The organism is Brevibacterium picturae, assembly GCF_030453725.1.
GTDB lineage: Bacteria > Actinomycetota > Actinomycetes > Actinomycetales > Brevibacteriaceae > Brevibacterium > Brevibacterium sandarakinum_A.
This window is the reverse complement of record NZ_JAKDJU010000043.1, coordinates 1-20,941: the sequence shown is the minus strand read 5'-3', so window position 1 is coordinate 20,941 and position 20,941 is coordinate 1. Positions and strand designations below refer to the sequence as shown.

At 63.6% G+C, this 20,941-nt stretch carries 19 protein-coding genes and 1 riboswitch; of the genes, 12 read left to right on the top strand and 7 right to left on the bottom strand.

Features of this window, described 5'->3' with window-relative positions; genetic code table 11:
• On the bottom strand, positions 1–406 hold a 406-nt coding region (locus tag L0G76_RS06575), incomplete at its 3' end, for a hypothetical protein (protein ID WP_304356501.1).
• Positions 407–471: 65 nt separating this feature from the next.
• On the opposite strand from L0G76_RS06575, the gene L0G76_RS06570 reads away from it, so the two are divergent.
• A complete protein-coding gene (locus L0G76_RS06570; protein WP_096178355.1) occupies positions 472–1,194 on the top strand; it encodes an AAA family ATPase in 723 nt (240 codons plus the stop codon).
• 58 nt (positions 1,195–1,252) lie between these two features.
• On the opposite strand, the gene L0G76_RS06565 is transcribed toward L0G76_RS06570, so the two are convergent.
• Complete coding sequence (locus L0G76_RS06565; RefSeq protein ID WP_096178352.1) at positions 1,253–3,430, bottom strand: YhgE/Pip domain-containing protein; 2,178 nt, start codon at positions 3,428–3,430, stop codon at positions 1,253–1,255.
• 83 nt (positions 3,431–3,513) lie between these two features.
• The gene (locus L0G76_RS06560; protein WP_240518492.1) at positions 3,514–4,311 is read right to left on the bottom strand and encodes an ATP-binding cassette domain-containing protein; all 798 of its coding nucleotides are present in this window, start codon (positions 4,309–4,311) and stop codon (positions 3,514–3,516) included.
• 280 nt (positions 4,312–4,591) lie between these two features.
• Between L0G76_RS06560 and L0G76_RS06555 the strand changes: the two genes are divergently transcribed.
• Entirely contained in the window at positions 4,592–5,692 is a 1,101-nt protein-coding gene (locus L0G76_RS06555; RefSeq protein ID WP_165771659.1) for a tellurite resistance/C4-dicarboxylate transporter family protein, read from the top strand.
• Between the two features lie 158 nt (positions 5,693–5,850).
• On the opposite strand, the gene L0G76_RS06550 is transcribed toward L0G76_RS06555, so the two are convergent.
• Positions 5,851–6,606 (bottom strand): IclR family transcriptional regulator, encoded by a 756-nt coding sequence (locus L0G76_RS06550; protein ID WP_165771658.1) that lies wholly within the window; start codon positions 6,604–6,606, stop codon positions 5,851–5,853.
• A 156-nt stretch (positions 6,607–6,762) separates the two neighbouring features.
• Here L0G76_RS06550 and L0G76_RS06545 point away from each other — a divergent pair, with 156 nt between their 5' ends.
• Genes L0G76_RS06545 through L0G76_RS06515 form a run of 7 tightly spaced genes read left to right on the top strand, consistent with a single transcriptional unit; the run spans position 6,763 to position 14,213 of the window.
• Positions 6,763–8,262 carry an MmgE/PrpD family protein gene (locus L0G76_RS06545; protein WP_096178341.1) on the top strand — a complete coding sequence of 500 codons (1,500 nt, stop codon included), beginning with the start codon at positions 6,763–6,765 and terminating at the stop codon, positions 8,260–8,262.
• A complete protein-coding gene (locus L0G76_RS06540) occupies positions 8,259–9,518 on the top strand; it encodes a CaiB/BaiF CoA transferase family protein (protein ID WP_096178338.1) in 1,260 nt (419 codons plus the stop codon). Before L0G76_RS06545 ends, L0G76_RS06540 begins: the two co-directional genes overlap by 4 nt.
• Positions 9,515–10,027 carry a MaoC family dehydratase gene (locus L0G76_RS06535; protein WP_304356500.1) on the top strand — a complete coding sequence of 171 codons (513 nt, stop codon included), beginning with the start codon at positions 9,515–9,517 and terminating at the stop codon, positions 10,025–10,027. The genes L0G76_RS06540 and L0G76_RS06535 overlap by 4 nt, the downstream gene beginning before the upstream one ends.
• Before the next feature lie 3 nt (positions 10,028–10,030).
• Positions 10,031–11,191, top strand: a complete 1,161-nt coding sequence (locus L0G76_RS06530; RefSeq protein WP_304356499.1) for an acyl-CoA dehydrogenase family protein — start codon at positions 10,031–10,033, stop codon at positions 11,189–11,191.
• A 49-nt stretch (positions 11,192–11,240) separates the two neighbouring features.
• Positions 11,241–12,305 carry a TRAP transporter substrate-binding protein gene (locus tag L0G76_RS06525; protein WP_096178331.1) on the top strand — a complete coding sequence of 355 codons (1,065 nt, stop codon included), beginning with the start codon at positions 11,241–11,243 and terminating at the stop codon, positions 12,303–12,305.
• Positions 12,302–12,913 carry a TRAP transporter small permease gene (locus L0G76_RS06520; protein ID WP_096178329.1) on the top strand — a complete coding sequence of 204 codons (612 nt, stop codon included), beginning with the start codon at positions 12,302–12,304 and terminating at the stop codon, positions 12,911–12,913. Before L0G76_RS06525 ends, L0G76_RS06520 begins: the two co-directional genes overlap by 4 nt.
• A complete protein-coding gene (locus L0G76_RS06515; RefSeq protein WP_096178325.1) occupies positions 12,906–14,213 on the top strand; it encodes a TRAP transporter large permease in 1,308 nt (435 codons plus the stop codon). Before L0G76_RS06520 ends, L0G76_RS06515 begins: the two co-directional genes overlap by 8 nt.
• 323 nt (positions 14,214–14,536) lie before the next feature.
• On the opposite strand, the gene L0G76_RS06510 is transcribed toward L0G76_RS06515, so the two are convergent.
• Entirely contained in the window at positions 14,537–15,028 is a 492-nt protein-coding gene (locus L0G76_RS06510) for a DUF805 domain-containing protein (RefSeq protein WP_096178443.1), read from the bottom strand.
• 331 nt (positions 15,029–15,359) lie between these two features.
• On the opposite strand from L0G76_RS06510, the gene L0G76_RS06505 reads away from it, so the two are divergent.
• Positions 15,360–16,073, top strand: a complete 714-nt coding sequence (locus tag L0G76_RS06505; protein ID WP_096178322.1) for an ABC transporter ATP-binding protein — start codon at positions 15,360–15,362, stop codon at positions 16,071–16,073.
• Complete coding sequence (locus tag L0G76_RS06500) at positions 16,070–17,569, top strand: hypothetical protein (protein ID WP_096178319.1); 1,500 nt, start codon at positions 16,070–16,072, stop codon at positions 17,567–17,569. The genes L0G76_RS06505 and L0G76_RS06500 overlap by 4 nt, the downstream gene beginning before the upstream one ends.
• A 21-nt stretch (positions 17,570–17,590) precedes the next feature.
• Here L0G76_RS06500 and L0G76_RS06495 read toward each other — a convergent pair whose 3' ends face one another.
• Both L0G76_RS06495 and L0G76_RS06490 read right to left on the bottom strand, forming a co-directional pair.
• Positions 17,591–18,901: an MFS transporter gene (locus L0G76_RS06495; RefSeq protein WP_304356498.1), complete on the bottom strand. Its 1,311-nt coding sequence runs from the start codon at positions 18,899–18,901 to the stop codon at positions 17,591–17,593.
• A gap of 99 nt (positions 18,902–19,000) precedes the next feature.
• Positions 19,001–19,477 carry a MarR family winged helix-turn-helix transcriptional regulator gene (locus L0G76_RS06490; protein ID WP_304356497.1) on the bottom strand — a complete coding sequence of 159 codons (477 nt, stop codon included), beginning with the start codon at positions 19,475–19,477 and terminating at the stop codon, positions 19,001–19,003.
• A gap of 195 nt (positions 19,478–19,672) precedes the next feature.
• Positions 19,673–19,801: riboswitch (FMN riboswitch) on the top strand.
• A gap of 114 nt (positions 19,802–19,915) precedes the next feature.
• On the opposite strand from L0G76_RS06490, the gene ribD reads away from it, so the two are divergent.
• The coding region (ribD, locus tag L0G76_RS06485; protein WP_304356496.1) for a bifunctional diaminohydroxyphosphoribosylaminopyrimidine deaminase/5-amino-6-(5-phosphoribosylamino)uracil reductase RibD at positions 19,916–20,941 on the top strand (1,026 nt) is incomplete at its 3' end.

Sequence of the window (20,941 nt, the reverse complement as noted above, 5' to 3'; positions counted from 1 at the left end):
CCTCGCCGGGAAGGATCGGAAGAGCGTCGAGGTCTCCGGCACGTGCTGTGGACAGACCGGCCAAGGCATCACCCATGAGACGCGCCTCGTCAGCGGTGGCCAGCGGAGCGTCCGGCACGGCATCGAGGCGCAGCGGACTGCCGCTGACCTTTCGCTCGATCGTCATTGTGAGGTTGTCCTCGTCGAGAATCTCGAGCGTCCGAGAACAACGGAAGGGAATCGGCGATCGCTCCACAGCCGCTCCGAAACGCAGAAGTGGTTCCGACTCCACCGCATCTCTGTCGTGCCAGATCTTGGCGACTTCATCGGCTGACAGATCGACAACCGTGCCCTCCATCCCTGCGCCGAGGACATCGCCGGGTCTCCAGCCGTGTCGACGCAGCAGTTCGACAGCTCGCTCGTCCATTCCGTCAGTATAGGTGCGGGGCCCTGACGCTGGCCGTGTCCGTGCCGTCGTCTACATTCGATGACATGGAGTCCCGAGTCGATCTGCCGCTGCGATCAGTGACCAAGCACGCGCATTCGCCGCCCGAGCTCAGCCCCTGGCTGCGCGACATCCCTGCCGTGCGCGACTTCCTCGATGGCTTCGAGTTCGATCGCACCACCGTCTTCGTCGGTGAGAACGGCTCGGGCAAGTCGACCCTCATCGAAGCGCTGGCCACCGCCCTGGAGCTGCCGCACGGAGGTGGCACCGGATGGGAACTCCGTGACCACGCCGAGGCGGTCCCCGAACTGAGCGACCATGTGCAGATCGTCCGCGGGGCAGCGTCGACACGCGGAGCATTCTTCCTCCGCGCAGAGACCATGCACGAGAACATGGCCTACCTGATGGAGATCGGAGCCGGGCGCGGCCACTCCTATTCGCAGCAGTCGCACGGCGAGATGTTCGTCGAGATGCTCTCCGGCAGGTTCATGGATATGGGACTGTGGATCCTCGACGAGCCGGAGAGTGCACTGTCATTCACCGCCTCGCTGACCCTTCTGCAGCTCGTCCGCGAGCGCGATCGCGCGGGGCTGCAGACCGTCATGGCCACACACTCGCCGATCCTCGCTCGAGCAGAAGGAGCCAAACTCGTCGAGGTCGGCGAATGGGGCCTGACCGAGAGCACGTGGGAACGCCTCGACATGGTCGATCATTGGCGCCGTTTCCTCCACGACCCACAGAGGTACCTGCGCTACTTCGACGAGGACTGAGGCCGCCCTGCCCCTCAAGTGGCACCGCGGGCGAAGGCCACGACCACCTCGGCGAGGGCTAGAGAGTCAGGCTCGGATGCAGCTGGGTGAGCGTGACCATGCGCTTCTTCCCGCACACCATCACGGTCGCCACCAGACAGATCGCGGTCATCAGCAGCAGGACCACCGCGGACTGAGCAGCGATGAACATGTCCCCTCCGGCGATCAGGGTCCGCAGGCCGTTGACCGCGTGCGTCATCGGCAGGAATGGCGAGATGATCTGGAATATGCTCGGTGCCGTCTGCACAGGATATGTTCCGCCGGCCGAGGCGATCTGGACCATGAGCAGGACGAGCGCGACCAATCTGCCCACACCCCCCAAGGCCGCAACACAGAGCTGATGAACTACGTGGAAGCTGGCTGCCACGAGAATCGAGAACAGCAGGGTCCAGATCCAGGATCCGGCGGAGAAGTCGAGGGCGAAGGTGAGCACTCCGTAGAGCACGCCCACCTGTGCGACTCCGAACAGGAGGCCGGGTACGTAGCCGGCCCAGGCGATGCGGGCAGACTTCGCCGAGGACATCAGCGCCCGATACGGGATCGCATTGATGACCATGTAGGTGATCATGCCGCCGATCCACAGCGCCAGAGCAACGAAGAACGCGGCGAGACCCTCACCATAGGCGTCCACGGCATTGTCCTTGAGCTTCTCGGCATCGACGGGCACCGCGACGACGTCGGAGCGATCCTCGCGGTCGGATTTGTCGTAGGTCGGGATCTGCTTGAGCCCCTCGGCGAGCTTGTCGGCGAGTTCTCCAGAGCCGTCGACGAGCTTCTTCGCGCCCTTGTCGAGATCGTCCGAACCGTCGGCGAGCTGTGACGATCCGTCCTTGAGGTCGGAAACGCCGGTCTTGGCCTGTTCGGTTCCGTCCTTGAGCTGGATGGCGCCGTCGTTGAGGTCGCCGGCTCCTTTGGCCAGATCGCCTGCACCTTTGTCGAGCTTGATGAGGCCCGAATGCAGGTCGTCGGCTCCGGTGGCCACCTTCTGCGCACCGTCGTCGAGCTTGCCGATCTTCTTGTCGGCCTCCCTGATCTTCTTCATGACGTCGTCGACGGCGCTCTTGACCGGATCCTCAAGATCCTTGGCCTCATCCGTCGCCTTTGAGGCACGCCCGTGAGCCTTGTCGAGATCTCCGCCGAGGCGATCCATGTCATCAGCGAGCTTCGCCACATTCGGATCATCGGGATAATCTTCACGCAACTGAGCGACGCGATCATCCAAGTCGCCGTTCACGGTCTTCCGCGCCGACTCGAAGTCATCCTCCGCATTGTTCAGCTTCGGTCGCGCTCCCTCGACAAGGTCATCAGCCCGGTCACGGAGGTCCTCGGCCTTCTCCGTGACCTCGTCAGAGGTGTCACGCAGCTGTGAAGTGCCGTCGGCGACCTGTCCGGCCCCGGTCGACAGCTTCTTCGCGCCGTTCTTCGCCTCGGTGGTGCTCTTGGCCAGCTTGTCCGCGCCGCTCCTCAGGTCACCGCTGCCCTTCTCGAGCTCTCCGGCACCCTCGTCGAGATCACCGATGCCGGTCTGCAGCGTCCCGACCCCCTCATCCAGTGTGTGGGCACCGTCGGAGAGTTCACCCGTTCCGTCGTGGAGGTCGCTCGCACCGTCATTGAGCTTGTTGGCGCCGTCGACGGCCTGCTCTGTGGAGGAATGGATGTCGTTGAAACCGAGGTAGACCTCGGTGACGTAGTCGGCCGTCGTGGTCTCGTTCAGTCCTGATTTGATCTCGTTGAGAATCGTTCCCGCCATCTGTCCCACGATGAAGTTGTGCGCATCGTCGGTGCGCAGGTTCAGTCCCGCCTGCTCGGGATCGTCCCCTCCGGTCGAGACAAGTCGCTCGGAGAAGTTCGAGGGGATCTCGAGCACTGCGAAGTACTTCCCTTCGGCAAGCCCCTCATCGGCCTCCTTCTGCGATGTCTCCTGCCAGTCGAATCCGCCTTCGCCCTTCGGGGTGATCTTGTCGACGAGCTCATCGCCCGCCTGGAGCTTCTCGCCGTCGGCGTCCGGTCTCTCTGCGCCTTCGTCCGTGTTGACCACGGCGGCCTGGAGCTTGTCGAGGTTGTCGGTCGGCGCCCAGTTGGAAGCCAGGTACAGGCCGCCGTAGATCGCAGGGATGACAGCGATGACGATGATCGCCAGACGAGTGATGGTATGCCGTTTGAACCGTGAGAGTTCGAGCCAAGGCAGAGAGAACATCGAAGAAACACCTTATTGTCGTCAGCGGATTCGAAAAGCTGGTGGAAGCCGGGCGGTGCGCCGCGGCGATCGAGGAGCGAGCCTCAGTGTCGGGGATGCCGGGTCAGCGGAAGTTCACTGACCGACGTGGGCGAGACCTGTGACTCCAGAGCGTCGAGGACGAGGTCGACATCGGAGGAGTCTTCGCAGGAGGCGATCACCGTCAGCGGGTTGTCGGGGTCGCGATCTCTGCGCAGATCCTGGTAGATGAGGATTGCCGCCCAAGCACGGGCTCGGTCCTCGCGTTCACGCAGGTAGTCGATATTGTCGAGGATGACGACCGGTGCCTGCGCGAGGCTCGCGAGGCCGAGCTCGAGGAGGAACTTCTGCAGTTGGCTGAGTTCGGAGACGAAGGCCTTGCCTTCGTCGTCGATGAGGAAGTCGGCGTCCTTGGCGTCCGACGTGGAGAATCTGCCTTCGGGAAGGCGGTCGAGCACCTCGGTGGCGGAGTCGAACGTATTGCGGATGACGTCGACGACCTCGCGCAGGGACGACTTCGACACCCACGGTTTGTACCAGGGCTGAAGCATGATGAGTCGCTCGGCGATGTGCTGAGCGAGGGTGAAGTCGTTCTCAAGGTCGGTGAGGCCGGCGACGTGGCCGACGCTGACCGTCTCGCGCACCCGCCGGGCCTGCTTGCGAATGTCGAGGTCGCCCACATGCCCCTCTCCTGAGGTCACGCGCATGCGCCCTGCGATCGACAGCAGCAGGGACGTCTTGCCGGACCCAGCAGGGCCCTGGATGATCGCGACTGCCCCGGGGGACACGTCGAGGTCGATGCCGGAGAACACGTTGCCGTGTTTTCCTGACATCCCCCAATCGCGGAGGCTGACTTGGCTCACAGTCCGATCCGTTTCATCGGTGAGCGTCTGCGAAGTGCTCTGCATTCCTACTGCTCCCAGGGTGTGCGACTCTGTCGATCCGTCGTGCCGGCCATTGATGCCATCAAGCGCGGCCAATCACGCTCCATTGGCAAGCACACTACGCCACATGGGCATCTTCCAGTCGGGTCCGCCTGGCGTCCATCATGTTACTGGTAAGTAACTATAGTCGTCGAATCCGGACATGTGCTCGGAAACGCCCCGAATGTCTGCAATCCCACAATGTGTCGATAATGGAGGAATGAGCAATGGAGAGACGAGCCTGATGCATCTGCAGAGCAGGTGGGGGCTGAGCCCGAGCACGGTCACCCCCGGATGCTTCGCCTCGGTGATGGCCACCGGCATCATGTCCGTCGGTGCACACCTCAAGGGACTGACGGTTCTTTCGACGGTCCTGTTCTGGCTGGCTGTGATCCTCTATGTCTTCTTTCTGGCCCTGGTCGTGTGGCGCGCCTGTTCGCACAACGATGAGCTGCATGCCGATCTGCACAACCCGTCGAAGGCCTTCGGATTCTTCACCTTCGTCGCAGCGACCAATGTTCTCGCAACCGCATTGGAGGGCCAAGCACACTTCCGCATCGCGCTGGTGATCTTCGGCATCGGCCTTCTCGCCTGGCTCATCCTGGGCTATCTCATTCCCTTCTCCGCCGTTCTCGGCTCGTCGACTTCGCCCATCCTCACCAAGGTCAACGGCACCTGGTTTGTGTGTGTGGTCGCAGCTCAGTCCGTTGCCGTCGCAGCATCCGGGCTGAAGGCGAACCTTCCGACCCCAGCCGCGGAAGTCGGCCTCGGCTCCGTGCTTGCAGTCATCGCGGTCATCGCCTGGAGTGTCGGCGTCGGCCTCTACCTCGCCTGCGCGGTCTTCGTGGGAATGCGAGCTCTGCTCCATCGGATCGGCCCCGAGGATCTCGATGCCCCGTATTGGGTGATGATGGGCGCGCTGGCCATTACAGTGGTCGCAGGATCGAAGATCCTCGAGGGCGGGACATCACCCATCTTCGCGGCGACGACCGTCATCATGGCGGGCGTCTCGGCGATCCTGTGGTCGATCTCGACCTGGCTCATCCCCGCACTTGTCCTTGCAGGCCTGTGGCGGCATCTGCGCCGCCGAATCCCCCTGGGCTATTCGGCGGGACTGTGGAGCATGGTCTTCCCACTCGGCATGTACTCCGTGGCAAGCACCAATGTAGGGAAGGTCGACGATGTCCCGATCATTTCGTGGATCGGCTCTCAGTGGTACTGGATCGCACTGACCGTCTGGGCGATCGTCTTCTGCGCCATGGTGTGGTCGTTCGTACGGTCGGCGAACGCAAAGACTTCCCCCTCGGCCGCTGCGAGCTGAGCACGGTCGCAGCGAAGGCCGACTGAGCGCGACGGACTGCGCACCTCTGCTGGGAGCATCGCCGCGGGGAGCATCACGCCCAACCAGTTCTACGCCCTCCATCTGCGGCGGTAGGCTGTGCAGTCGGCAGGGCGTTTCGGAAGCGGCGGGGTGCGCTGCTAGCCGATCAGTGCTTCGGTGATGCGAGCACTGGCATCGATGAGCAGACAGCCCACCTTTTCGTGATCGTGTTCGAGGAAACTCGTCAGCGGCATCGAAATGGAGATCGCGGCAAGAGGGACGCCCTGCTGAGTGACTACGGGAACGCCGACAGCAGCGATGTTCGTCCGCCACTCCGCATGGTTGAGCGCATACCCGCGCTCACGCGTGAGGCGAACTTCTTCGAACACCTCGGCGCGGTCAAAGTCCTCCTCCCGCGCCTCCGCATCGAGCACCGTGCTCACATCGGCCTCGTCCATGACGGACAGCAGGGACCGGCCACTCGATGTGGAGTGGAACATCGGACGAGTGCCGAGCTCGAGGAACGTCCGGATCGGATTGGTTCCATCGACCCTGGCGACGACCACATGCTCGAGTCCATCGAGCATGAGCAGGTGCATCGTCTCTCCTACGACGTCGCGCACGGCGTTCATCTCCCGCACGGCCAGCTCCGTGAGATTGCCCGCCGAGGCGGTGCTGAGACCGACGATGAGCGCGCGATTCGTCAGTGACCAGCGAACCTGATCCTCCCCGGTCGAGGTGACCCAACCAGCATGAGCCAATGTCTCGAGACTCCTGTGGGTCGAGGTCTTGGGCATTTCCAGCCTGCGCGCGAGCTCCGAGACTCCGATCTCCTTGTGCGCGGCCAGCGCTTCGATGATGCGAAGTGCATTGGCAACGCTGCGGATCGGTCCTGCCGAATTCGAACCGGTCACGTGACACTCCTTCGTGCTTTCTGTCGCCGTCTTGCCATATAGGCGGGCCTTGACTTTGAACGATACCTCGTCAATGATAAACCAGGAACGGAACAGCGTTCCATCTAGCGGAACGCTAGTCGCTGCTGCACATACCCGGCAAAGGAGCCGCATCAGATGCACCGAGAATCGACCCCATTGTCGCCTGTCGCCGACATGCACCCGGCACCTCAGCTCAACGGCGCTGCGGAAGGTCTGACCGACCGACTGACGCATTTGGCGACGACGTGGCAGGATCCGCATCCGACCAAGACGAGCGACGCTGCAGAACGTGCATTCGTCGATACGCTTGCCTGTGCCATCGCGGCTCAGGGCGAACCCGCGGTGATGATCGCAAGTCGGGCAATCGCCCCGGAGCTGTCCCGCTCGCCGATCCTCGGGCTTCCCTATTCCACCGGTGCTGCTCCGCAGACCGTCGCCCTCCTCGGTGGCCTGGCCGCACATGCGCTCGACTACGACGACGTCGACGATGCCACGATCAGCCACCCGAGCGCTGTCCTCGTATCCGCCCTTCTGGCACTGAGCGCAGCACGCGATCTGCCCGGGGAGTCTGTCATCGACGCCTATGCTCGAGGGGTCATCGCGGGACGCATCATCGCAGCTGAGATCGGCATCGACGGCCACTATGAGCTGGGCTGGCACTCGACTTCGACAATCGGCACCGTCGCCGCAGCAGTGGCCACAAGCCGTCTCCTCGGGCTTGATCCCACTGCCACCCGTCACGCCCTCGGCGTCGCGGGGTCGCTTGCCGCCGGCAGCCGGCAGAACTTCGGCACGATGACCAAACCGTTGCATGCCGGAACAGCAGCCAGCAACGCCGTCATCGCCGCGCTGCTGGCCGAAGGTGGTTTCACTTCCGACGATTCGCAGCTGGAGAGTCCGCTGGGCTTCCTCTCCCTGCATTCGCCGGAGCCCAACGCAGGCAACCGCGAAGGCGCGGCTTCAGGCGAGCGCGAGTGCGCGGCCTCGGGCGGCGAGGTCATCGTTGATGAGTCCGTGATCGAGCCGATCGGCCTCAATATCAAGGCCTACCCGTGCTGCTATTACATCCAGGCCGCGGCGGACGCAGTCTCGGATCTCATCGAGTCCGGTCTGCGAGCCGACGATGTCGCCACCGTCGAGGTCTGTGTTCAGCCGGGAGGTTTGGTCCCTCTCATCCACCACCACCCGGTCACGGGTCTGGAAGGAAAGTTCAGCATGGAGTATGCGCTGGCAGCGATGCTCGTCGACCATGAGCTGACTCCGCAGTCGTTCACCGATGACGGCGTCAATCGCAGCGCAGCGCAGGACCTCATCCCTCGGATCACCTCGGTGACGAACGCTCTGCCGCCGATCGGCGCGGCCGAGTGGACCGATGGCTACGCCGTCGTCACGGTGACGACCCAGGACGGGCAGACGCGCACGCAGCGAGTCGACCGCCCGCGCGGGCATGCCACTCGGCCACTCGATGAGCACCGGCTCAGGGCGAAGTTCGACAACTGCCTCACCTTTGCCGGACTCACCACCGATGACCAGACCTATTCTGCCCTGCGCAATCTGTCCGCACAGTCATCCATGACCACCTTCGCCGAGGCGCTTGCGGCCTCGGTCTCCCCTGCCGAGGAGGCCCTGTCGTGAGCACCGAATCCACCAAGGACCTCCCGCTGGCCGGCATCACCGTCGTCGCCCTCGAGCAGGCCGTCGCCGCACCGTTCGCGTCGCGGCAATTGGCCGACCTCGGAGCCCGGGTGATCAAAATAGAACGACCCGACGGAGGCGATTTCGCCCGCGGCTACGACCGCACTGTGACACGCGATTCGGCCGCTGCACAGGCCGACTCGGCGTCTCTGCCCGCCGAGGCAGAAGACGCTCCTACCCTGTCGTCGGCTTTCCTCTGGCTCAATCGGGGCAAAGAGTCCGTCACCCTCGACATCAAGTCCGAGCGCGGAAAAGCGTCTCTCGAACGCCTCATTGCCGGAGCCGATGTCTTCATCGAGAACCTCTCGCCCTCCGCCGCCCGTCGTGCCGAACTGGATCCGAGGTCCGTCCAGATCAGACATCCGAACGTCATCGCCTGTTCGGTCTCGGGCTACGGGGAGACCGGGCCGATGGCCGATGCGAAGGCCTACGACCTGCTCATTCAGGGCGAGACCGGAATGATCTCACTGACCGGTGATGGCGACATGATGGCCAAGGTCGGCATCTCGATCGCGGACATCGCCGCCGGAAGCTACGCCTACTCGTCGATCCTTGCCGCTCTGCTCCATCGATTTCGCACCGGCCAGGCCGAACCTGTGCAGATCTCCCTCTTCGACGCTCTCTCCGAATGGCTGGGCTATCCCCTGCACTATGCGCTCCACAGCGGCAGAGAACCGGCCCGCCGCGGCACGTCACATGCCACGATCGCCCCTTATGGCGCCTTCGCCACCGGAGACGGAAACATCATCCTCTTCGCTGTGCAGAGCGAGCGGGAATGGGCGCGCTTCTGCGAGATCGTCATGGCCGATCGGGCACTTGCCGCAGACGAACGCTTCGACTCGCAGCACTCACGCGTCGGCAATGCCGAACTGCTCGAAGAGATCATCAGCGCCCGGCTGTCGCAACTCAGCCAGGTCGAGGCCCTCGCACTCCTCAAGGACGCTGACATCGCAGTGGCCCGACTCAACGGAATCACCGACCTCGCCGACCATGAGCAGCTCCTGGCTCGTGACCGATGGATCGACACTCCGACTCCGGTCGGATCTGTCCGCACCCTGCTTCCACCCTGGGCACCAGGACCGCAGGGGCGGGAGTACGGAACCGTGCCCCGCCTCGGCGAACACACCAGGTCGGTGCTGGCGGAGTTCTCGCCGGCTGACACCGAATCCGCAACCGAAAGGACAGCGCAATCATGACCACGCACACCGGCTGGCACGGCCGATTCTTCGAGGACTTCGTCATCGGCGATGTCTACCAACACCCGCTGGGGCGGACAGTGACGACGACGGACAACATGTGGTTCACGCTGCTGACGCAGAACACCGCGCCCGTGCATTTCGACCACGAGTACGCGAAGAAGACGGAATTCGGTCAGCCTCTGATGAACTCCGCATTCACGCTCTCCCTCGTCACCGGGCAGACCGTCGGCGACGTGTCCCAGAACGTCTTCGCCAACCTCGCCTGGGACAAGATCAAACTGCCCAACCCCGTCTTCGAAGGCGACACCCTGCACTCACGCACAACGGTCCTCGACCGGCGGGAGTCGAGCTCTCGGCCCAGCGTGGGCATCGTCAGCGTGGCGACCGAGGGATTCAATCAGCGCGATGAGGTCGTCGTCAGCTTCGAGCGGACCGTCATGGTCTACCGGAGAGGGTTCGGCCCCCGCGCCGAGGCGAGCACACCGACAACATCAGAGGAGAACTGAAACATGACCATCGAGAACACCACCGATGTCCGCAATGATCTGCGCGGTCTGGTCAATCAGATCTGCGCCGACTTTCCGGATGAGTACTGGCGACAGATGGATGAGGAGAAAGCCTACCCCGAAGCCTTCGTCGACACCCTGACGACGACAGGTTGCCTCGGCGCTCTGGTTCCGGAGGAATACGGCGGGCTCGGTCTCGGACTAGGCGACGCCTCGGTGATCCTCGAGACGATCAACCGCAACGGCGGCAACGCAGGCCCGGTCCACGCCCAGCTCTATACGATGGGCGCCCTGCTGCGCCACGGCAGCGATGAACAGCGCGCGCAGTACCTGCCCGGAATCGCCTCCGGCGAACTGCGGCTGCAGGCATTCGGCGTCACCGAACCCACTGCGGGAACGGACACGACGAGTCTGCGCACGACAGCGGTCCGTGACGGCGACGAATACGTCGTCAACGGCCAGAAGGTGTTCATCTCCCGCGTCCAGCACTCGGATCTCATGCTCCTGCTCGCTCGGACCACGCCCTTGGACCAGGTCGAGAAGAAGTCCCGCGGGCTCTCGCTGTTCATCATCGACATCCGCGAGCTGGAAGGACTCACGGTCAGTCCCCTGAAGACCATGGTCAACCATGAGACGAACGAACTGTTCTTCAACGACATGAGGATCCCCGCCTCGGCGCTCATCGGAGAAGAAGGACACGGATTCCGCTACGTCCTCGACGGGATGAACGCCGAACGCATCCTCATCGCCGCGGAATGCATCGGCGACGGCCGGTGGTTCGTCGATCGAGCGTCGAAGTACGCCGGCGAGCGCGAGGTCTTCGGGCGCCCGATCGGCGCGAATCAGGGAGTGCAGTTCCCCATCGCCAGGAATTACATCGACGTCGAAGCAGCAGACCTCATGCGCTGGAAGGCAGCCGACCTCTTCGACGGAGGTCAGCCCTGCGGTGCCGAAGCGAACATGGCCAAACTCCTGGCCGCCGACGCTTCGTGGAAGGCCGCGGACACCGCGCTGCAGACCCATGGCGGCTACGGAGTGACCACCGAGTACGACATCGAGAGGAAGTTCCGGGAGACCCGCCTCTACCAGATCGCGCCGATCTCGACGAACATGATCCTCTCGTTCGTCGGACAACACGTCCTGGGTATGCCGCGCTCCTTCTGAGCACTGCTGCAACCATCATTGGTCCTGAAATTTCAAGGAGGAGATTCACATGGACCGTTCCACTTCGAAAGCAATGACCGGCATTCCAGTCGGCCGGCGCAGCATGTTGGCCCTGGCCGGCCTTCCGCTGCTGCTGGCCGGGTGCGGAACAGTCGGAACGAACCCCCTGACCAGGGGCGGACGTTCGGCATCCGACATCAGGGTCGCCACCTACCTCACACCCTCGTACAAAGATCTCTTTCCCGGCATCGAGATGTTCGTCGACACCGCGGCCAAGGCCGAGGGAGTCAGCGTCGATCTCTACGATTCGGGCACACTGCTCAACGCCGCACAGACAATGCCCGGACTGATCCAGGGCGTTGCCGACGTGGTGGTGCAGACAAGTTCCTACGTCTCGACGAGCTACCCCATCCTCGGCGTCTACGAGCTTCCCTTCGTCAATGAGGGGTTCGAGCAGATCCGACGAGCACTGGCCTACGACAGTCCCCTGTCACGACTCATCAATGAGACCCTGCGCCCTCGCGGACTTGTCTCCCTCGGATCCATCACGACTACCCCCGAATGGCTGTTCACCGTCGACCGTCCGATCGAGAAGCCCGAGGACGTCCGAGGTCTGCGCATCCGCACGGCCGGGCAGGTCGAAGGCGAGATGGTCAAAGCTCTCGGCGGTTCGCCGGTGTCGATGTCGTCGGCCGAACTCTATGAGGCCCTCGAGCGGGGAACGATCGACGGCATGGTCAGCTACATGGGGACGGTCATCTCCCGCGATCTGCAGAACGTCCTCAATTACGGGACCGAAGCTCACTTCGGCGACTACAGCGTCGACGCGTACGCCAATGTCGATTGGTACGACTCTCTGCCGAATGCGACCCGAGAAGCACTCCACAGCGCCGGCAGGAAGCTGACCGAGCAGGGAACGGACCATCAGGTCGCTGTTCATGAGGACAAGTATCGCGGGATCATCGAGAACTCGGGAGTCGAGCTCCTCACACTCGACGAGCAGCAGATAGCAACGTTCCGGAAGGCGACGACTCCGGTCCTCGAATGGTGGAAGCAGAAGGTCGACGATCCCGAACTGGTCGATAAGGCACTCAAGTTGGTGAGGTCCGCATGAGCAATGAACCGCAGCAGCGTCCGATCTTCCACCAACCGTCCAAATCGCCGAGGCGGAACAACCGAGTTCTCGGGCCCCTCGCTGATGCTCTGGTGGCCGTCACCGCAGGGATGCGGGTCCTCTCCGGGGTCATCATCGTCATCGTCATGCTGGTCACCGGCTATGACGTCATCATGCGCTATATCTTCGCGCAGCCGCTCGAGTGGTCATTGCCGGTGTGCATGCTCGGACTCGTCATCATCGTCATGTTCGCCGTTCCCAATATCGCGGCCCAGCGATCACACATCGCCATGGATCTCTTCTACCGCAAATTCAGCGCGCGAGGGAAACTCGTCGCCGACATCATCACGAACACCGCCACCCTGCTCTTCAGCATCGTCGTCGGACTCACTGCGGCAGGAGCTTCGGCGAACTTCCTCGCCGGAGGGCTGCGGACCTCCGGAAACTTCAATCTTCCCGTGTGGATCGACTACGCGGTCGTCGCCGTCGGCCTGCTCGTGCTCGCGCTTGTCGTCATCCTCACACCTTGGCAGACCCGCACCTCGGCACTTGCTGCCGAAGACGAGGATGACACCACCGATACTGCCCGAGGGGGCACCCATGACTGAAGCTCTTGTCGTCACCGCAGCAGTGATCCTCCTGCTTTTCCTCATCATCATCCGCACACCGATCTTCATCGCCCTCGGTGTCTCCGGGCTGCTCGGGCTCTTCTTCGTCGAGGGCTTCTCCGGCATTCAGCAGATGCCGATCGCCTTCGTCAGCCAGTTGGAGAACTATTCCCTCGTGGCGGCGCCCATGTACATCCTCCTCGGCGAAATCCTCGTCGTCGGCGGCCTGGGCCAGGCGATCTTCAGAGCAGCGCATCAATGGCTGGCGCGGATCCCCGGCGGCCTTGCACTCGCATCGGTCGGTTCCTCGACCGTCTTCGGTGCAATGTCGGGCGTGTCCATCTCCTCGGTCGCAGTCGTCGGTCGCATGGCTGTCCCGGAGATGCTGCGCCGTGGTTACAGCCCCGCTCTTGCCTCGGGATCTGTCGTCGCCTCCGGCGCATTGGCGATGCTCATTCCGCCGAGCCTCATGTTCATCCTCTATTCGTCGATCAGCGGCGCCGGCGTCGGAGAGCTCTTCGCTGCCGGGCTGATCCCGGGCCTGCTCCTGGCCGTGCTGATGATGGGCTTCGTCATCCTCGTCGCCACGATCAAGAAGGACTTGGCCCCGAAGACGACGGAGGTGATCACCTGGTCGTCGAGGTTCGCCTCGCTGGTGAAGATCGTTCCCGCCATGGTGCTCATCATCATCGTCCTCGGTTCGATCTACACCGGCCTGGCCACCGCCACAGAGGCCGCCGCGATCGGCGCCATCGGTGCAGCACTCATCGTCGGTCTGATTGACCGGGCCCTGACCTGGACGAACATCAAGAAGATCCTCGTGGAGACGACGAAGATCTCCGGCAGCCTGCTCATCATCGTCGGAGCGGCGTTCGCCTTCACGCAGCTTCTCGTCGTCGTCCGGGCCCCGGAAGCCATCACTGGTGCGGTGAGTTCGCTGAACTTGCCCTCGGTGCTCATCGCGATCATCGTGCTGCTGATCATTGCCATGCTGGGCTGCCTCGTCGATGCGGCCTCGCTGCTGCTTGTGGTCACACCGATCGTTCTGCCGATCTTCACCACGCTCGGCTACGACCCGATCTGGGTGGGCGTCATTCTGGTTGTGACTCTCGAAACTGCGGTGATCACTCCGCCGGTGGGCCTCAACCTCTACACGATGAAGTCGGTGGTGCCGGAACTCGATATCGGCGACATCATCAAGGGAGCGGTGCCGTACCTGTTCATCGAGTTCGCGCTCATCGTGCTTCTCATCTGCGTGCCCGCGATCGTCACCTGGTTCCCCAGCATCTCCGCCGCCTGACGGTGCCCGGCGGAGACACCGCCTGGTGCTGATGGAAGCCTCGGATTCTCAACACAGCGCCCCGCGAGTCATACCTCCTACAGTTGCAGCGGTAGGGGGTGTCTGCCCCGGGGCGTCGTGCGAAACGAACTGTATGAGTTGGCAGCAGCGGTGCCCTGCGCCGCGGGGTGCATGAACCAGCAGCGACCGTGTTGCACTAGAACCCGTGCCACAGCATGAAGCTGCCGCATGCAGGGTATGCATGCGACAGCTTCACGTCTGCTCGTCTGCTCGAGACGCGGATCCTCCAGTGATATCCCGCTCAGGCGGTCACGCTGCGACGATCACACGTCGAAGCGCTGACCCTCCGGCTTGGGAGGCAGGATGGTCAGCACGATCACAATGATCGAGCCGACACTCGGAATGAGGCTGAGGAACCAGAACGGTCCGGCGAGATTCGCATCGTGCAGACGACGCCATGCCACCGCAAGCGTGGGAATGATCATTGCCAACCCGAGGAGAACGGACAGGATGCCTCCGATCAGGAGCAGCGCCAGGCCCGGCCCGGAAGGCTCAGGTGGTGTCGTTGCATACGGATCGGCGAGAGCCGGACCACTGACCAGAACGGAACCGATGATGACGAGAATCATCGGAATGAGCTGAACCAGGAAACGAAAGAGATACACCCACCAGTATTCGCTGCGTGAGGCGCGCCCCGAGAAGGTGGCGTACTTCTTGAAGAAACGCTTGACGGCTTGGCCGAATGATGCGCCGTAGAGCGGAAGGGAGAGGTCTTCGGGGCTGGAAGCTCCGCGGATCTGACCGTCAGGGCCCATCGCCGAAGGGCCCATCGCCGAAGGGCCGGGAGTCCCGGGACCTGAAGGATAGGCATTGTTCGCGTTGTAGGCGCTGTTCGCATCGTAGGACATGATGACCTTCGTGTTAGGAATAGATTCGCTGTGCAATGAAGTGGTGCAATCAAGTGCGATACCAATTGTGCTACACAACAGCCGAGATTCCCGTATCGGCTTCGTTGCAGATCTGGAACGGGAAGCCGTGCACACCAGGTCGGCCCGCATCACCTCTCTGACCAGGCCGGTCCCTTGAGACCCACGCTTGCCTGTCGAGTACGCTGGACACGCAGTCTCATCAGCGAAGGACCATCCCATGAACCGATCGACCGGATCCAGCCGAAGGGATTCGGGCCCGACAGACTCGCAGGCGCTGGCCGCAGATGCCGGATCGGCCATCAGAGCTAACGGACTCGGCGTCTCCACGGGCGACTTCACCCTGCTGCCACCGACGGACATCTCGTTGGAAATCGGGCACAATCTGGTCATCGGCGGCGACAACGGGAGTGGGAAGACGACCTTGCTGTCCGCCCTCACCGGACTCCTGTCACCGACACAGGGAACGGTGACCGTCTGCGGGCTGGCACCCGACGACCGAAAGTCGGAATTCCGTACCGCCGTCACCGGGCTCATCGGCCGGGCACCCATCAGTCGAGAACTTACCGTGTCCGAGCACCTCGAGGCCATCGCCATGAGCTGGTCACTGCCCGATCCGCACGCGGCGGCGCTGCGTCAACTCGAGGAACTCGAGATCGGCTTCCTCGCCGAACGATTCGCCCACGAACTCTCCTCGGGCCAGACTCAGCTCATGCAGCTGGCGATGGTCCTCGTCCGGCCTGCGCAGCTGCTCGTCTTCGACGAGCCCGAACAGCGCCTCGACTCCACACGACTCGATCTCCTCATCACCGTTCTTGAGAAACGCTCCCAGAACGGCACCTCGCTGGTCCTGGCCAGCCACTCTCAGCAGGTCATCGACCTCCTCGGCGAGGAATATCTCCACCTCACACGCGATGCGACCGGACTCTCGTGAGCGGCAGCGGCGCTGGGGCCTTCGTCAGGTCCCGCCACGCGGGAATCGGGCGAGCCTTCGGGTCGACGACGATGGCCGTCTACGTCATCGCGCTGCTGACGATCTTCCTCGCCCCGATGCTCGTCAACGTCTTGGTCGTGGTGATCACGCATCCGCTCATCGCTCCTGCCCTGGCCGCACCGCAGGCGACGAACTGGATCATCTTCATCTTCGGATTCGCCACCCTGGTGGCAATCGTCGTCGGCGGGATCCGCGGACCGATCGCACCGGGCCGCTTCGAAGCCATGGTGCGACTGCAGTCTCCGCAATCACGATGGAAGTCCCTGGGCCCGATCGCGCTGAGGGCTCTTCTCTCCTCGACATTGGCATTGGCTCTCCTGGGTCTGATCCTCGGCATCGCCGGTTCCATTGCAATGCACTGGCCGGTGAGCACTGTCGTCTGGATGGGCATCGCCGGTTTCGCACTCGGTGTGGCCGTGTCCAACGCTCGCCTTCTGGGGCAGACAAAGGTCCCATTCCTCACCACCGGGTACGCGGTCGTCCTCAGCGTCACGAGCGTCCTGTCGGTCAACTACGATGTGTTCTCGAGCGCGGTGATTCTCGAGCTCGGCGTGCTCGTGGTCGCGACTCCGTGGCTGGTTCCGTTCTGCCTCGGACGGTTGCGCACGGAGACCGTGCTCAAACACTCCGCGCTCGCCGAGGCGTCTTCCACCTTGACCAAGACCGGTGACTGGAGTGCGGCGAGCCGTGAACATCGGCCCGCCCCCAGCTACGGTCGGAGCACGCGGGTGCTCCCACGACGATTATCCGCCTCGATCCCGCGCACACCGTGGGGGCTGTGGCTGGCCGCCTGGAGAACACGTCAGAGGGCGTACCTCGGTGTCTTCCTCATCGCCGTCGGCGCGCTGCTCCTCGGTTACGGGATCTCGCTGGCCCAGCTGATCGACACCTCCCGGGCTGATCTTGTGATCATCGGGGTCGTCCTCGCTGCAGCGCTCTCGGCCATCTACTGGGGCTTCGGGTCCTTTGTAGAAAGCGTCGAGTTCGCGGTCGAGACCGCCGGCTCAGTGGCACTGTTCCGGCTGAGCGCAGGCGCGCTGCTGGTACGGACAGGTGCCGCCTACATCCTGCTCATGTTGTTCCTCAGCCTGCCGTTGACTGCAGTTCTGGGGTACCTCGTGAACGGCGATGTCGGGTTCCTGGGCCCCAGCCTCGGCGGGGCCATCGTCCTGGGACTGATTCAGATCGCTTTGGCTCGGATCCACTCCGCGACCAAGGGCCCGCTGCCGCCGCAGATGACGACCCCGATTCCGACGCCGGCCGGGGACATCTCGGTTCTGATGATCCTCGCTTGGCAGTTCGAGGCCGTGGGGTACGGGCCTGTCGCCACCGCCATCTTCGTCACCGCGTCACTGGTCAACCCGTGGTGGATGGTCGGATCGCTCGTGCTGATTCTGCTGATGATCGCCGCCTCCCGGAGGCGTCTGCGGAGCTGAGCGAAGACCGGAGCGAGAACCTCACGCATCTCCCCCGGTGAGGGCGTAGGCCTCGTCGACCGGGGACTCGTCAATATGGCCGTCGACTCGGCGCAGTGCCTTCCAGCCGATCGCGATCACTACGACGGACAGGAGCACCGACGCGGCACCGAAGAAGTACGGCGCACCGGTGCTGATCGATTCGGACACGGCTCCCGCGACGATCGGAGCCACGGCTCCGCCGATGAAGCGCACGCCCGAGTACGTGCCCGAGGCGACGGGTCGAGGCAGGTCGGTGGCCTCCATCGCCGATTCGGTGAAGACGGTGTTGAGCACGCCCAGAATCAGTCCGGCGGCGATCACGCAGACGATGATGCCGACGAATGATTCGACAAGGAATCCCATCACGGCCAGCAGCACAGCAAGTCCCGTCAGTGCAACGACGAGGCTGCGGCGACGACCCATGCGCTTCGTCAGGATCGGTGCACCAAAGACCGAGGTGATCGCCACGCACATGCCCCAGCCGAAGAAGACATAGCCGAGGCCCATGGCGCCGAAGTTCTCGATGCCCATCTTCTCGGCGGCCGCTTCGACGGGGAAAGGGCTATAGGCCAGGAGGATGAAGAATCCGAAGTTGTACAGCAGCGCCGCAATGCCCAGAACGCAGATGCCGGGACGGGCGAGAGCACGGAAGGTGGCGCTGAGCTTGATCGGCTCAGGTGAGGTCGTGGCGCCGCCGGCATCGGACTTCCCTCCCGGCAGGAGGATCACAATGGCGATGAAGCCGATGGCCATGAGGACGGCGGTGCCGAAGAACGGTCCGCGCCAGGAGATTCCGCCCAGCAGACCGCCGAGCAGCGGACCGGTCGCAATGCCGATTCCCAAGGCCGCCTCGTAGAGGATGATCGCTTTGTCCGCGCCACCGGAGGCAGCACCGACGATGGTCGAGAGCGCGGTGGAGATGAAGAGGGCGTTGCCCAGCCCCCAGCCGGCGCGGAAGCCGATGATCTGATCGACGCTTCCGGAGAATCCGGCCAGGGCGGAGAACGCAACGATGAGGACGAGGCCGATGAGCAGGGTCGTCTTCGCACCGATCCGCGAGGACACGAAACTCGTGAAGAACATCATGCCGCCGGTGATGAACAGGTAGCTGGTGAAGAGCAGCATCGATTCCGACGGCGAAGCGTTGAGCTCGGCGGAGATCGCGGGCAGAATCGGGTCAACCAGCCCGATGCCCATGAACGCGATGACCGCGGCGAACGCGACCGCCCATACCGCTCGTGGCTGACGCAGAATAGATGCTTCCGCGCCCTCCCCGTCATTTTGTGCTTCGTTCCCTGGTGACACGCTCATTGCTGTTCCTGCGCACCCTTTCATCGAGATGTTGTGATGTGTTCGTCGATATGTCGTGATTCGTTGCGTCGATGTGATTGCCGCCGAGGCTGGCCGCCGTCAGCCGGCCTGCGCCTCGTCCTGCTGGACCTCCTCGGCGTCGACCGGATGCTGATCCTGCAGATACTGCGAAACCAGGCCCAGTGCACGATGGACGCTCAGACGGTCCTCGGGAGTCAGAGCTTCGAAGTAGGGCTCCATCCGTTCAGCCAAAATGGAGCGATTCTCGGCCAGCCTCGCGCGGCCTGCATCGGTCAGTGAGAACTGTGACGCCCTCCGGTCGGTCGCACTGGCTTCACGGAGGACGTATCCGGCTTCCTCGAGCCTGGCGAGAACCTTCGTCGCAGCCGGCTGAGAACACAGATAGCCCTGAGCGAAATGCCCGACTCGCACCGGCTGGTACTGCTCGACCACGCCGAGCGCACGCAATGTGACAAGTTCACTTTCATTGCCGATCACTCGCCTCAGCGCCCTGGTCAGGCGCGAAGAGACGACGACAAGGCCAGTGACGAGCTCCGCTGAATCCACATCATCCATAACCCAGTTATATACCTTGGTTATGCAAAACCGCAAGCACCCGCCTACCTCGCGGAACCCCTCCAGTGCACCCGCCCCACTTGAGTCCACCCGCGACAGGATGCCTCCCGCCCGGCGACACCACGGCAGGGCACCTGCCGATCTCATGTGACGGACGTCATGGCCGCCTCGGCGAGGGTCGTGCTAGTCTGTTTTCACATGTTCCGGGGACGGTGAAAATCCGTACCGGCGGTGATAGTCCGCGACCTGACTGCATTCGTGCAGGCAGCTGATTCGGTGAAATTCCGAAACCGACAGTCAGAGTCTGGATGGGAGGAGCATGGCGACCGCGGTCGCTGTGATTCGGTGCATTCCAGTGCACCGGCGCACATGATCGCACGCCCTGATAGTTGCACCCGCAATATTCTCCCTCCCGGCATCGGCACGGGAGGTTTTTTCATGCACGCGGGGTTCACCGATCTCGAAACGACCGCGATGTCCGCTGCCCTGCAGGCGGCGCGCAGCGGTCACCGAGGCGCGAATCCGCTGGTGGGAGCCGCGATCCTGACGCGGGAATCGCAGGTCGTCGTCGGCCACCATGCAGGTGCGGGCAGCCCCCACGCCGAGGTGGACGTCATCACCACGGCCATCGACCTCGGCGTCGATCTCGCTGCCTCCACGCTGTTCGTGACCCTGGAACCGTGCAATCACGTCGGCCGGACCGGCCCGTGCACCCAGGCGATCATCGACGCCGGCATCCTCGAGGTCGTCTTCGCATCGGCCGATTCCAACGATGCCGCTACCGGGGGCGGCGCCACCCTCGCCGAGGCGGGGGTTCGGGTCCGTTCGGGCTTGGGCCACGACGAGTCGCTGGCTCTCAATGCCCGGTGGCGGCGTGCCGTTGCCGCCGAACGTCCGTTCGTGACTGCGAAGATCGCGCAGAGCCTCGACGGCAAGGTCGCCGCGGCCGACGGGACCAGCCAGTGGATCACCTCGGCGACATCGCGAGAGCATGCGCATCAGTTCCGGTCCCGGGTCGACGGGATTCTCGTCGGAACCGGCACCGTCCTCGCCGACGATCCGCGACTCAATGCCAGGGGTCCCGGCGGGCAGCCGTTGGAGACTCAGCCGGTGCCCGTCGTGCTCGGGTTGACGTCCCTGCCGCCGGAATCGTTCCTGGCGCTCAATCCCGACACCGTCCATCTGCGCACGCGCGACATCACCGCCGCGCTGGGCGAACTGCACGCCCGGGGCATGCGCCACATCCTCGTCGAGGGCGGGCCCAGCGTGCTCGGTGCCTTCTTCACCGCGGGAGTCGTCGATGAGGTCTTCTGCTACCAGGCTCCACTGCTCGTGGGCTCCGGGCTTTCGAGCTTGTCCGGCCTGAACACCTCGACGCTCAGCGATGCCGCCAGCCTGATTCCGGACGAAACCGCCGAGCCGGCGATGTCTCAACTCGGACCGGACGTGCTGCTGCACTTCGTC